The following is a 14341-nucleotide window of genomic DNA, read 5'->3' on the forward strand; positions in this document are numbered from 1 at the left end:
CTTTGCCGCAGGCATGTCAATCGCAAGACGCAATCTTTGAGGACGTTCGATGAAACTGGAAATCTTCCGCACGATGTGGGGCTACACCGCAAGCCGGGCCCAGGCACTGGACGAATTGCTGGAGGCCGGCTTCGACGGCATGGAAGCGCGCCTGCCGCTGACGCCAGTGGAGCGTGCCGAGCTTGGTGCCTTTCTGCGCGCCAACCACCTGCCCTACATCGCCACGGTATTCACCGCCTACGACGTCCTGCCCGAACAATCGGCGACCACCGCCGAGCACCTGATCGATCTTGAAAAGAAACTCGCCTGGTCCACCGAACTGGCGCCGCGCTTCGTCAACGTGCTGGCCGGCAACGACCGCTGGCAGCTGCCGCAACAGGTGGATTTCTTCGGCCAGGCGCTGGAACTGGCGCGCAAGCACGGCCAGACCGTCACCTTCGAAACCCATCGCGCCCGCTCGCTGTTCAATCCGTGGGTGACCCTGGAGCTGATCCGCCAGTTGCCGGATTTGCGCTTCACCAGCGACATCAGCCACTGGATCGTCACCTGCGAGCGCCTGCTCGATGATCCGGAAGACGACCTCAGCGCCTTCGTCGAGCGCGTGCATCACATCCAGGCCAGGGTCGGATATGACCAGGGCCCGCAAGTCCCCCACCCCGCCGGCCCCGAGCGCGCGAAAGAGCTGGCCTTCCATCAGCAGCACTGGGAGGCGATCTGGCAATCCCAGCAGGCGCGCGGCTATCAGGTCACCACTCTGACCCCCGAATTCGGCGCCGACGGCTACCTGCATCACCTGCCCTTCACCAACGTGCCGGTGGCCGACCTGTGGTCGCTGAATGTGTGGATGGGCCGCACCGAACGAGAGCACTTCAAGCGTTTCACGCATACAACAAGCCGATAAGGAGCGTTTCGCCATGCCCGACCAGTCTCAAGCAGCGGCGACGAAGGTCGCCAACTTCAGCAGCATCCCGGTGGTGGACATCGCCGGTCTGTTCAGCGCCGACATCAGCGCGCGCCAGGCCGTCGCCGATGAACTCGGCAAGGCCGCCCGCGAAGTGGGTTTTCTGTACGTCAGGAACCACGGCATCGATCCTGCGCTGATCGACGGGCTGCGCCAGGCGGCCAAGGACCTGTTTGCCCAGTCGCTGGACTACAAGATGCAGCATTACATCGGCACCTCGCGCAGCCACAAGGGCTTCGTGCCCGAGGGCGAAGAGGTGTATGCCAAGGGCAAGCCCGATCACAAGGAAGCCTTCGACATCGGTTTTGAAGTGGGCGACGAAGATCCGCTGGTGATCGCCAGGACGCCGCTGATCGGCGCCAATGAATGGCCCGACCTGCCCGGCTTCCGCCCGGCCGTCGAAGCCTACTACGCCGCCGTGTTCGCTCTGGGGCGCCGCCTGTTCGATGGCTTCGCCCTGGCGCTGGGCCTTGAGGAAGGCTACTTCGAGGCGATGGTCACGCGCCCGCCGTCCAAGCTGCGGCTGATCCATTATCCGTTCGATGGCGCTGCGCAGGACGCGCCCGGTATTGGTGCACACACCGATTACGAGTGCTTCACCATGCTGCTGGCCGACAAGCCCGGCCTTGAGGTGATGAATGATCTGGGCCAGTGGATCGACGCGCCACCGGTGGAAGGTGCGTTCGTGGTCAACATCGGCGACATGCTGGAGGTCATGACCGCTGGTACGTTCGTTGCTACGGCTCATCGGGTACGCACCGTGCGCGAGGAGCGCTACTCCTTCCCGCTGTTTTTCGCCTGCGACTTCCACACCCAGATCAAGCCGCTTCCTCAATTCGAGAAAGAAGGGACGGAGTACGAAGAGATCACCATCGGCGAGCACATGTTCGGCCAGGCCCTGCAGACCTATCAGTACCTGCGGCGCAAGGTCGAAAGCGGCGAGCTCAAGCTCTACGAAAAAGCCCGCAAGCCGTCGAGCTTCGGCCACCTGAAGAACCAGGCACAGGACGCTTCCTGATGCCCCACAAGACCTTTCAACACACCGTGCCTTACCTTCCTGACGTGGAGTCACCGACGATGCGCAACACTTTGAACACTGCTGTTCGCTTGACCGTTCTTGCCACCGCCGTGCTCGGCGCGACTGCCTTTGGTACAGCTGCCCAGGCCGCAACTACCGTGACCCCGGGCCAGTTCAAGGTCGGCATGGAGATCACCTATCCGCCGTTTGAGTCCTATGATGAGAAGAAGAACGTCGTCGGCGCCGACCCGGACCTGTCGCGCCTGCTGGCCAAGCACATGGACCTCAAGCCCGAGTTCGTCGACACCAAGTTTTCCAGCCTGATCCTGAGCCTCAACGCCGGGCACTACGACGCGATCATCTCGGGCATGTACATCACTCCCGAGCGCCAGACCCAGGCCCAGACCATCGCCTATGCCAAGACCGGCGCGGCGATCATGGTGCTCAAGGACAGCACGCTCAAGCCCAAGGTGCCGGAAGACCTCTGCGGCGTGAAAACCGGCCTGGAAAAAGGCACCACCTGGGTCGCCCAGTTCAACAAGCTGTCCACCGAATACTGCGTGCCGAACAACAAGGGGCCGATCGCGGTCAGCGAGTTCCCGTCGGCACCTGAAGTGACCCAGGCGCTGCTGTCCGGCAACGTCCAGGCCCAGGTGGAAATCGACGGCGCCGCCGGCATGATCGCCGAACGCACCAAGGGCCGCGTGGTGGTCAGCACAGAGCATTCGATCTACCAGCAGACCCTGGGCATCTACGTGAAGAAGGGCAACGACGAGCTGTACCAGGCGCTGCTCAAGGCCTTCGACGAGACCAAGAAATCCGGTGAGTACGCAGCGCTGCTGAAGAAGTACAACCTGGAAGAGCCGAGTAATTAAAGGCTGATGCTCCATCCCTGTAGGAGTGAGCTTGCTCGCGATGGCTGTGGATCAGTCAACATTGATGGGGCTGAAAGGACGCCATCGCGAGCAAGCTCACTCCTACAGGGACCGTGTTTGACGAGGGATTGCCTTTAGGGCCTGCCCGCTGAGGTGTGTATGCAATTCGAATGGTCCTACTTTTTTTCGCTGTTCTCGGTCTCGGATTTCTGGGAATCGTGCATCACCGTGATCCAGCTCAGCGCGCTGGGCTGGTTCATCGGCATGCTGCTGGGGTTCCTGCTGGCTTCGGCCAAACTCTCAAGCTCGCGCTGGATCAGCGTGCCCGCGTCCGTTTATATCTGGTTCTTCCGCAGCGTCCCGTTACTGGTGCTGGTGGTGTTCACCTACAACCTGCCACAGATGTTTCCGATCACCCGCGAAGTGCTGTCCAATCCCTTCTATTCCGGGCTGCTGGCGCTGGTCGTGACCGAGGCTGCGTACATGGCCGAGATCCATCGCGGCGGCCTGATCTCGGTCGCCCGCGGCCAGAAGGAAGCCGGCCGTGCGCTGGGCATCGGGCTGATCGGCATGCAGCGGCTGATCGTCATTCCCCAGGCCTTTCGTATTTCCCTGCCGACCCTCATCAACGAGTACATCACGGTGGTCAAGCTGACCTCGCTGGTATCGGTAATCTCCCTGACCGAATTGCTCACCGTGGGCCAGCGCCTGTACGCGCAGAACTTTCTGGTCATGGAAACCCTGTCGGCGGTGGCGGTGTATTACGTGATGATCGTGACCGTGTTCGGCTGGCTGTTTCACTGGCTCGAACAGCATCTGGAGCTGAACAACCGCAAGCCGCAAACCCTCGATGAAAGCGCCCTGACCCTGTTGCGCGCCCGCGTGCTGGGCCAGCCTGGCAAAATCCGGCAAGCCGAAGCACCCGGTGCCGCGCCCGCCCTGCAACTGGTGAACATTCATAAAAGCTACGGCCAGCATGAGGTGCTCAAGGGCATCAACCTGGACGTGAATGCCGGCCAGGTGATTTCGATCATCGGCCCGTCAGGCTCCGGCAAGACCTCGCTGATCCGCACCGTAAACAGCCTGGAAAGCATCGACAAGGGCGAGATCATCCTGTTTGGCGGCAGTTTCATTCGCGCCGGCGACAACCACAACGCGCCGCAGATCCGCCGTGGGGTACAGCGCATCGGCATGGTGTTCCAGAGCTTCAACCTGTTTCCGCACCGCACCATTCTCGACAACGTGACCCTGGCCCCGCGTTATCACGGCCGCGACAAGGCTATCAGCGAACAGCGTGCCTATGCGCTGCTCGACAAGGTCGGCCTGCTGGCCCACGCCCACAAATACCCGCATCAGCTGTCGGGCGGGCAACAACAGCGCGTGGCGATTGCCCGGGCGCTGGCGATGGACCCGCAGATCATGCTGTTCGACGAACCGACTTCGGCGCTGGACCCGGAACTGGTGGGCGATGTGTTGAAGGTCATCGGTGATTTGGCGAAGGAAGGCATGACCATGCTGATCGTCACCCATGAGATGGATTTTGCGCTGTCGATTTCCGACCGGGTGATCTTCATGGAAAACGGCGTGGTGCAGGTCGATGCCGCGCCGCAGAGCATTCTCGCTGACCAGTGCGGCGAGCGGGTGCGCAAGTTCATGGGGCTGGATAACGTGATCGCCCCGCAGGAGCCCGTGCGCAAGGAGGCGTGAGCGGCTATCGTAGCCCTACCACGCCCCAGGGGATGCCTGAAATGGACAGCTATACACCGATGAACTGCGATCTCTACGACTACCTGGAGATCGCCTGCATGCACGGTTACCGGTTGAAGGTCGAGCTGGTTGACGGCCAGACCTTCGAGGGCAAGCCGCTCACCACCCGGACAGCGCCGAGCAAAGAGGAGTTTCTGCTGTTCGCCGACGGCCTGGCCGAGGTGCGCCTGGATCAACTCGCGGCCATCACCCCGCTGGATGCCGGGGCGAGCTTCGGGCGGGTCGAGCTGGGCAATTCGTTTTGTGCCACGTGACCGGGTGTTGAGCGACACACCGCCGTCGCGGGCAAGCGCGCTCCTACAACCGACACATCACCCGTAGCAGCACGGCTTGCCGGCGGGGGCGATTTCAAGGACGCCGTCGCGGGCAAGCGCTTGACCTTGCGCCGCAAGGCTTCTTCGAACACGCCCTGTCGCGGTTCGATCAGGCTGAACCAGTGCTTGGCGCGGGTGATGCCGGTGTAGATCAACTCCTTGGTCAGCACCGGGTTCAATGCCTCGGGCAGGATCAACGCCGTGTGGGCGAATTCCGAGCCCTGGGACTTGTGCACGGTCATGGCGTACACCGTCTCGACATCATTGAGCCGGCTCGGCAGCACGAAACGCACCCCGCCACTGCCATCGTTGCGCGGGAAAGCCACGCGCAACGCTTGCCGATTCTCCTCGGGCGCACCCTCAGGCAAACGCAGGGCAATGCCGATGTCGCCGTTCATCAAGCCCAGCCCGTAGTCGTTGCGGGTCATGAGCACCGGGCGACCTTCGTACCACTGCTGGTCACTCTCGATCAGTCCGGCGGCGTACAGCGTCTGAGTAATGCGCTGGTTCAAACCCTCGACACCCCACGGCCCTTTTCGTACAGCACAAAGCAACTGGAACTCATCAAACGCACCGAGCACCGTTCGCGCCCACTCGACACAGCGTGGGTCGTCGATGGTTGTCAGGCCCTGCGGCCTCTGCGACCCCATGACGCCCAGATAATGCCGATAGCCTTGCGGCCCGTTACCGTGCCCGTCGAGCAACAGCCGCGACAATGCCCGATCGTGCTCGCCCTTGAGCGCCAGGGAAAACAGGTCCGGATACGTGCGGGTCGCCAACAGCGCACGCGCTTCCTTGTCCTGCTGCCGGTTGACCCGTTGCGCCAACTGGCCGATGCCGCTTCCCTCGCCGAAACGCCGGGAATGACGGAGCATCACCACCTGCTGCGCCAACGCATGCCGGGTCTCGTCGCCGGCTTGCAGGCCACTCTTTTCCAGGTCCTCGCCGCTGACCGATTCCAGCCACGCCCGCGTCTGGGGGCTGTACATGCCCGCCTCGGCATCACGGCACAGATCACCCAGCACCGCACCGGCTTCCACCGATGCGAGCTGGTCCTTGTCGCCGAGCAACACCATGCGCGCGTGGGGCGGCAAGGCGTCCAGCAGGTTGGCCATCATTTCCAGGTCGATCATCGACGCTTCGTCCACCACCAGCACGTCCAGCGGCAACGGGTTGCCAGCGTGGTGACGGAAATGCCGAGTGCCGGGGCGGCTGCCCAAGAGGCGGTGCACGGTGGTCACCTCACTGGGAATCTTCTCGCGCACGTTCTCGGGCACATCCAGCGACTGCACCTGATGGCTGATGGACTCGGTCAGGCGCGCAGCCGCCTTGCCGGTGGGTGCGGCCAGGCGAATCCTCAGCGGCGTGCCCTGCTCCACCGCAGGCGATTGCAGCAACGCCAGCAGGCGCACCACAGTGGTGGTCTTGCCGGTGCCGGGGCCGCCGGTGATGATGCTGAACGCACCACGGGTGGCCAGCGCGCAGGCCAGTTTCTGCCAGTCCACCAGCGCCTCGGGAGAATGATCGGCCGGCCCGAACAGCGCATCCAGGCGTTGTGCAAGATCACCGGGCGCTGGTTCAGCCTGGTTCAGGCGCAGATGCAGCGCGGCATCGATACGCCGCTCGTACATCCAGTAGCGGCGCAGGTACAGGCGCCGCTCGGACAACACCAGCGGCTTCTGCGCTGCGCTGGCGCTGTCATCCCCGGCCCTGGCCACCAGCACGCTGTCAGCCAGCGCCTGACACCAGGTCGCACCGTCCAGCGCCTTGAGCAGCGCCGAGGGCAGCAGCATGGGCGTGGACAGCAGATCACCTTCGGGCGGCAGCGACAGGGCGAAGTCCGGCTCTTTCAGGGTTTCAAAGAGATCCAGGCACACATGGCCGTGGCCCAGTTGATGACTGGTCAGGGCCGCCGCCAGCAGCACCAGGGAATCGGCGGTCGGATCGAGGTCCGCGAGAAAAGCCACGAAGGCCTTGTCCAGCGCCCGCAACCAGCCGCGCTCGACCCAGCGCTCCAGCAACAGCAGCAAGTCGTCGACACGCGCAAGCGGCGCCAGACGGGCCAGGCTCTCGGCATCAAGCGGCGTGGGCAGCAGATGGGCAAAGGTGCGGTTCATGCGAGGTCTCCTGACAGTACGGCATCTGCATTCACGGGGCGGCCCTGGAACAGCGCGTCCAGGCTCTCGATCAGTTCTCGGGGAGGCCTCGTGAACCACGCGCCCTGGCTGGCCGCACGGCTGCCACGGACGAACAGATAGACCGCGCCGCCCATGTGCAGGTCATAGTCGTAATCGGCCAGCCGCGCCTTGAGCTGGCGATGCAGGGCCAGCAGATACAGCACGTATTGCAGGTCGTAGCGGTTGTCCAGAATGGCGTTCTCCATGGCCTGGGTGGTGTAGGCATCGTCGTCGACACCCAGCCAGTTGGACTTGTAGTCGGCCACGTAATAACGCCCCTGGTGTTCGAACGTCAGGTCGATGAAGCCCTTGAACATGCCGTTGAGCGAGACGGTATCGGTCGCCGCGCGCGGTGCGCCGTTGTGGGTGTAGCGGCGCACGAGTGCGTCCATCTGCGCGACGTCGACCTTCGAGCAGGCGAACCAGAATTCCATTTCGACGCGGTACTGGTTGGGCTGGTCCAGCTCGCGCAAGGCTACCGGAACGGCGTCGCCGCCCAGGCGCAATGGCATGTTCAGCAGGTGCGAGAGCCAGTCGGTCAGGGTGTTGATCCAGCCGGTCCAGTCCCGCCGGTTGCAGCGCTGGGCGACGACCTTTTCCAGCCTTTCCTGATCGCTCGCAGCCGCAGCGAAACCTTTCTCCCCAGCCCACTCCAGCAGGCCGTGGAGGAAGGTGCCGGGGTTTGGTCCGCGCGGGAAGCGGTGGATATCGCCGCCGCTGACCAGCGTTTCCCGTGGTGCATCCGGGTCCAGGCGTTCGTCGTCGAACAGCTTCTGGGCCTGGGGGCTGTCGGGGGACTGGTCACCGCTGTCGGTGATGATGTCGCCAATGCGCAAGGCGCTGTAGGAGGCGATCCACCAGTTTTCCCGAGCGCTGCGGCGCGGCATGCGCGGCTTACTCAGCGCGACTTCGCTACGCGGCGCGCTGAAGGTAGCGTCGGTGGGTTCGGGCACGGCCTGGACACTGACGCTTGGCTGGTTTTCAGCCAGCGAGCGCAGCCATTGCCCCAGGCCAGTCGATTCGGCCAGCACCTGCCCGCCACCCAGCAGATACCCGAGCGCCGAGCGGTGCAGGGTCGAGCTGTTGGCGTTGCCGCGCTTGAGGTCGGCGACGCCCAGCCAGCAGGCGTGTTGCGCCCGGGTGAGCGCCACGTAGAGCAGGCGCAGGTCTTCGGCCAGGCGTTCGTCGTCGGCCTGCTCGATCAAAGCCTCGGTAGGCTGCAGGCTGATCTGCGCCTGGCCTTGTGCGTCGTGATAATGCAGCGGCAGGCGGCTTCCATCCACAGGCTTGTTGGAGCAAATGAACGGCAGGAACACCAGCGGGTACTCCAGGCCCTTGGATTTGTGGATGGTCACCACCTTGACCAGTTGCTCATCGCTTTCCAGGCGCAGGATCTGCTCCTCGCCCGCCTGACCGGACAGCGCCAGGTGCTCGCTCAGGTGACGAATCAGCGCCTGCTCGCCGTCCAGTTCAGCAGCAGCCTGCTGCATCAGTTCGGACAGGTGCAGCAGGTTGGTCAGCACCCGTTCGCCATCGTTGCGCTGGATCAACGCCTGGGGCAGCTTGAAGTCGTGCAGCAGGCGCCGCAGCATCGGCAGCACGCCCTGGCTGCGCCAGATCCGCCGATAGTCGCGGAACTGCATGACACGGCGCTCCCACGCCAGCTCGTCGCGGTTCAGCAGCTCAAGCTCGGCCAACGGCAGGTCCAGAGTGATGCAGGCCAGCGCCGCGCGCAACGTGCGCTCGGCGTCGGGCTCGGCGCAGGCCTTGAGCCAGGCCAGCAGGTCATGGGCTTCTTGCGCGGCAAATACCGAGTCCTTGTCGGAGAGGTAGACGCTGCGTACGCCACGAGCCGTCAGTTCGCCCCTGACTGCCTGGGCCTCCTTGCCATCGCGCACCAGAATCGCAATGTCGGCAGGCAGCAGGCCTTTGACCGGCTCCCCCTCTCTGGCAAAACCTGCGCGCCCCTGTTGGCCAGCGTTGAGCAGCCCCACGATCTGGCTGGCGCAACTGGCGGCCAGTTGCTGACGATAAAGCGTACCCGAGACTGGTTGATCGCTCTCCAGTTGCCAGACGTTCAGCGCGGCGACCACCTGGCCATCGACTTGAAACAGCTCTTTGCGGCCCTGGGAGCGCACCGCCTGAAACGGCACCGGGTTTTGATCGGGGCTGCGAAACAGAAAGGCCCCCCGGCCTACCGGGTTCTCTTCGGCCCGCACGAACACATGGTTCACGGCCTCGACCATCGAGTGGCTGGAGCGGAAGTTGGTGCCCAGGGTATGCAGGCGCCCGGTGGTTGCAGTCCGGGCGCGCAGGTAGGTGTAGATGTCTGCGCCACGGAAGGCATAGATCGCCTGCTTGGGGTCGCCGATCAGGAACAGGCCGGTGCTTTCGTCGTTGGTTTCCAGATGGTAGATGCTGTCGAAAATCCGGTACTGCACCGGGTCCGTGTCCTGGAACTCATCGATCAAGGCCACCGGGAACTGCTCGCGAATCAAGGTTGCCAGACGCTCGCCGCCCGAGCCGCGCAGGGCAGCGTCCAGCCGCAACAGCATGTCGTCGAAACCCATTTCGGCACGCCGGCGTTTTTCTTCCTCGAAACGCGCGCCGACCCAATGCGCGGCGTGTTCGAGCACGGCGGCGTCAGGCGTCGGAAGCCTGGCGAGTGCTTCCTGCAGACCGACCATGGCCTCCAGGCCCGGGTGGACCGGCGGCTCGGACTTCCATACCTCGGCAAGGCCGTGGGGAGTCAGGCGGGTGAAACCGGTGCGAATGTCGAGCTTGTCCTGATCCGGATCATTGGCCCAGGCGCTGATCTGGTCGAACCAGGAAGTGTAGTGATTGGACTTGAAGCGAGTGCCATCGACAGCCTTTGTCCGGGACGCCTCCCGACAGATCGCCAACAGCTCCGGTACCCACTCGACCCAGGGTGCCTTGAGCATGTTCAGCGCTTCACGACGGGCACCGACCGATGCTTCGATCAACTGTGCCGGCGTCTGAGTGCCCGGCGCACGTTCACTGCCGAACATCGCCCGAACCTTGGGCAGCAAGGTCGCAGGACCGATCCAGTGCTTGCGCACCCAGGCCAGGGCGTCGCCGGACATGGGATAGCAGAACTTGCGCCAGTAATCGCGCAGCACCTCGCCGAGCAAATCGCTGTGGTCGGTTTCCAGGCTCTGGGTGAACAGGCTGCCGCTGTCGAACGCGTGCTCGCGCAACATGCGCTGGCACCAACTGTGGATGGTCGAGACCGCGGCTTCGTCCATCCACTGGGCGGCGATGTCCAGCCGGCTTGCGCACCCGGCCCACGCCTGGGGTGCGAACTCGTCACGCAGGTCGGCGATCAACGCATCAGGGGCCTGGATCTCCTCGCGAAAGAATCGCGCAGCTTCAGCCAGGCGCGTACGAATGCGATCGCGCAGCTCTTTGGTCGCGGCATCGGTGAAGGTCACCACCAGAATCTGCGGCGGCAGCAACTCGCGGCCAAAGCCCGAGACTTCATTGCCATGGCCGAGCACCAGGCGCAGGTACAGCGCGGAAATGGTGAAGGTCTTGCCGGTACCGGCGCTGGCTTCAATCAGCTGGCTGCCTTTGAGCGGAAAGCGCAGGGCCAGGGGTTGTTGTGAGTCACTCATGCTCAGGCCTCCTCGCTGGACAGAGACTGCCAGGGCGCGTCGAATATCGGTTTGTACAATGCTTCGCACCAGCCGACGAACTCCTCGGTGTCGAGCAGCGCGTCGAAATCCGGGTACTGGCGGGCCAGCGCAGTGCTCTCGGCGTGCTCACCGGCCATGTTCTGCCCATCGCCGTCATAGGCTTTACGGGCGGCGCCTTCGGCCTTGATTTCATCACTCTGACCGACCCAGGCGAAGGCGGTTTTCATCGCCACAGGCAGCGGCCGGTGCATGCCCTGCTGCCAGGCCAGCAGCAGGTCGTTGAGGGTTCGTTTCGCCTGCTCGGCCTCCAGGGGCGGCAGCAGCAGCGTCTCATCGCTGGCCACCAGGGCGGTGGTGAGCGGCAGATCACAGGCGCAGGCCACCAGGTGGTTGACCCAAGGCTTGCCCAGGCGATGCCACTTGCGAGATTTCTTGCCACCGATGGCGTTCGGGATGGCCGTAACCGCCAGCAGCTCACCCTGAGCATTGCGATGAAGGCCGTCGAGCCAGCCATCCAGGGCGACCCCCTGATGCTGGTACTTCACCGACGTTGCGCTGTGCAGTCTTTCCGGCCACCGGGACAGCAGCTCGTGATAGCGCTGCACAAGCGCTGGCAGCGGCTCGATCAACTCGTCCTGCAGCAGTTCGCCGAAACCTGCCATGGGCAGCAGGCCGCTGCCTTGCAAGCGAGCGGCCTGGGCGATGAGTCGCTCCAGCGCCTGATCCGGGTCGATCAACGCGGCCTGCAACAAGCTGTCGCTCAGGCCGTAGTGCTGCAGGGCGTCGAGCACGAACGGCTCATCGTCGGCCAATGGCGCCTGGGCCACTTCAAAGAAGATCTTCAAGCGCTGGCTGAAGAAGTGTTTGACCGGGTTGCGCAGGAAATCCTGCAACTGCGCAAGGCTCAACGGCTCTTCCTGCTCATGGCGCGTCAGCGGTCCGACCTCGCTGCGTTCGTCGGCAGCTTCATGCAGCACCTGCCATTCCCGGGCGAAGCTGAAGTACTCCATGTTTTCCTGAAAGTACTTGGCGCTGAAGGGTTGCAGCGGATGTTCGAGCGTCAGGGCATGCAACAGTTGCTGGCCCGGATCGCGCTTGCTGGCGTCTTCAGGTTCCTGGGCGTCGGCGAGCTTCCAGCCGCTGGCGAGGTGGTCGCGCAACTGGCCGATCAGCACCGACGCAGGTCGCTCGGAGTTGTCGCGAATGCTGCGTCCCACCCAACTGATGTACAGCTGATCACGCGCCGAGAGCAGTGCCTCGAGCAGCAGGTAGCGGTCGTCCTCCCGACGCGAACGGTCGCCGGGGCGGTAATCGCTGCCCATCAGGTCGAAATCCAGCGGCGGTTGCGCCCGTGGGTAATCGCCATCGTTCATGCCCAGCAGGCACACGACCTTGAATGGAATGGCGCGCATCGGCATCAGGGTGCAGAAGTTCACAGACCCTGCGAGGAAACGTTGCGACAGGCGCCCCTGGTCCAGGCCTGCGAGCCAGGCTTCACGCACGACGGTGAGCGGGAGTTGCTCCAGAAGGCCGACCGTTTCGCAGGTCTCGAGCCAGTTTTCACGCAGGGTTTCCAGCTGGCTGAGCAGGTAGTCGTCATGCTCGCTGTCTGGAGTGAAGAATAACTGCATGAGCGCTTGCAGACGCGTCCCCCACTCTGCGGGTGTCGCCTCCCTGGACAGTTCGTTATGGGCCACTTGCAAGGCATCGAGCAAAGCCACCAGCGGACCGATGAGCGCCGCATCCAGCCCGCCGATTTCATCGTAGGGTTCGATGCCGTCATAGGCTGTTCCGGCACCCACGGCGTAACCCAGCAGCATCCGGCGCAGCCCGAAATGCCAGCTGTTCTGCTCCAGTGCTTCGGGCAGACCCAGGCCTTCACGCTGCCCGGCGTTGAGCCCCCAGCGCACGCCTGCACCTTCGATCCAGCGGTGCAGGGTGGGCAGGTCTCGTTCGTCGATGCCGAAACGTGCACGCAGCGCAGGGACGTCGAGCAGATCGAGAATCTCGCTCACCGGGAAGCGGCTGTCAGGGATCTTCAACAGATGCTCGACGGCGATCAGCAGCGGATCTCGACCACGCTGGCCCTGGTCGGCCAGGGTGAACGGAATAAAGCGCCGGTCTTCGCGATCCAGCTGCCCGAACACCGCGCGGATGTGCGGCGCGTAGCTGTCGATGTCCGGGACCATGACGATGACGTCACGGGGGCGAAGTTCAGGATTGGCGCTGAAACGCGCAAGCAACTGGTCGTGCAGCACTTCCACTTCGCGCTGGGCGCTGTGGGCAACGTGGAAGCGGATCGAGCGGTCTTTCCTTATATCGACGGCGGGCCACAGCTCGCGGGTTTCGCTCAAGGGGCGCAGTTCGAGGATGTCGTCCTGCAACTGATTGAGGACGGTCTGTGGATCACTTTCACTGAACAGGTCGATACGGCCGTCACGGAACACCGAACGGTAGCTGTTGGGATCGTCGTGGCTGTCGAGCAGGTTGATGTAGTCACGCCCCTGTTTGCCCCAGGCGGCCAGCAGAGGGTGCGCATGCTGATGCAGCGCGTCGGGGTTGAGAACGACGGGCATGCCAGCCTTGCGCGACTGGCGTTTGTATTCGTGGCGCAGCAGGTCCTTGTCGGCGACGATGTCGGCCCAATGGTGGCGACAGGGGTTGTGTACGCACAGCAGCACCTGACTGAATCGAGCCAGCCCGGCCAGGGCTTCAAGTGCCTGAGCGGGCAACGAAGAGATACCGAACACGATCACCCGCGCAGGCAAACCGGCTGGGGCTTCGCTCAGGGCGTTGATACTCTCCATGTAGCGCCGGTGCACCCCTGCGCGGCTCTGGGCCATGCCTTCGGCGCCTACGTCATGGAGCAAGGCTCGCCACAGTTCGGCCTGCCAGCAGTTCTCGGGTTTGAGCGGCGTGATGTCGCCGCGCACGTTCTTGAGCTGGTGCTTGCCTTGGGCCCAGTCTTCCAGCCAGTCGGCGCGATAGACCTGGTATTGGTCGAAGAGGTCGGCCAGCCGCTCGGACAATTGATAACGCTTGCGCAGATCAGTGTCGGCGGTCAGGAAGCGCTGCAACGGCTCGAAGTGGGGCTGGTCGATCAGGGTCGGCAACAGGCGCATCAGGCGCCAGGTCAGCGGGGCCTTGTCCAGCAGCGAGGTTTCCGGAATTTCGTCCTTGCCCAACACGGCGCGGTAGAGCTGCCACATGAAGCTGCCGGGCAGTTGCACGTCGATTGCTGCGGCAATGCCACAACCTCCCTGATCGTCGTCCTGGGTGTCTTCGGCCAGGGCCAGTTTGAGCCACTGGGCGATGCCGTTGCTCTGGACGAGTGCGACTTCGTTTTCCAGAGGCGTGAGTGGATAACGGCGCATCCACGACACGACAAGACTGCGCAGTTCATCCAGGCGGTTGCCATGCACCACCATGAACCCGGGATTGAGGCTGGATGTCACCGGCATAGCTGCTTCCTTGGCATTTGGAGAGGGAGAAGACTAACAGAGGGGCATGACGACCTGTAGCGGTATGGCAAGCCGTGCTGCTACAAGTGATGTGGAGTTGGGATCTTTTCCT

At 63.6% G+C, this 14341-nt stretch carries 7 protein-coding genes and 1 pseudogene; 5 read left to right on the top strand and 3 right to left on the bottom strand.

Annotation, left to right across the window (positions count from 1 at the left end; translation table 11 throughout):
• Nucleotides 1-49: 49 nt before the first annotated feature.
• The 5 genes from NPS29_RS25045 (at nucleotide 50) to NPS29_RS25065 (ending at nucleotide 4875) form a co-directional block, all read left to right on the top strand.
• A complete protein-coding gene (locus NPS29_RS25045; RefSeq protein WP_274135900.1) occupies nucleotides 50-901 on the top strand; it encodes a sugar phosphate isomerase/epimerase family protein in 852 nt (283 codons plus the stop codon).
• A 13-nt stretch (nucleotides 902-914) separates the two neighbouring features.
• Nucleotides 915-1979, top strand: a complete 1065-nt coding sequence (locus tag NPS29_RS25050; RefSeq protein WP_274135902.1) for an isopenicillin N synthase family dioxygenase — start codon at nucleotides 915-917, stop codon at nucleotides 1977-1979.
• Nucleotides 1980-2038: 59 nt separating this feature from the next.
• A complete protein-coding gene (locus NPS29_RS25055; RefSeq protein WP_274135903.1) occupies nucleotides 2039-2854 on the top strand; it encodes an ABC transporter substrate-binding protein in 816 nt (271 codons plus the stop codon).
• A 159-nt stretch (nucleotides 2855-3013) separates the two neighbouring features.
• The gene (locus NPS29_RS25060) at nucleotides 3014-4561 is read left to right on the top strand and encodes an amino acid ABC transporter permease/ATP-binding protein (RefSeq protein ID WP_274135904.1); all 1548 of its coding nucleotides are present in this window, start codon (nucleotides 3014-3016) and stop codon (nucleotides 4559-4561) included.
• 41 nt (nucleotides 4562-4602) lie between these two features.
• Complete coding sequence (locus NPS29_RS25065) at nucleotides 4603-4875, top strand: Rho-binding antiterminator (RefSeq protein WP_274135906.1); 273 nt, start codon at nucleotides 4603-4605, stop codon at nucleotides 4873-4875.
• A gap of 113 nt (nucleotides 4876-4988) precedes the next feature.
• Here the strand turns inward: NPS29_RS25065 and recD are convergent.
• From recD to recC, 3 genes and pseudogenes are all read right to left on the bottom strand, one after another.
• Nucleotides 4989-7052, bottom strand: a pseudogene (recD, locus tag NPS29_RS25070) (exodeoxyribonuclease V subunit alpha); the annotation flags it as partial.
• Nucleotides 7049-10747: an exodeoxyribonuclease V subunit beta gene (recB, locus tag NPS29_RS25075; RefSeq protein ID WP_274135908.1), complete on the bottom strand. Its 3699-nt coding sequence runs from the start codon at nucleotides 10745-10747 to the stop codon at nucleotides 7049-7051. The gene recB and the pseudogene recD, both read right to left, overlap by 4 nt.
• Nucleotides 10748-10749: 2 nt before the next feature.
• Entirely contained in the window at nucleotides 10750-14229 is a 3480-nt protein-coding gene (recC, locus tag NPS29_RS25080; protein ID WP_274135909.1) for an exodeoxyribonuclease V subunit gamma, read from the bottom strand.
• Between the last annotated feature and the right edge of the window lie 112 nt (nucleotides 14230-14341).

This window comes from Pseudomonas putida (assembly GCF_028682175.1).
GTDB classification, from domain to species: domain Bacteria; phylum Pseudomonadota; class Gammaproteobacteria; order Pseudomonadales; family Pseudomonadaceae; genus Aquipseudomonas; species Aquipseudomonas putida_AD.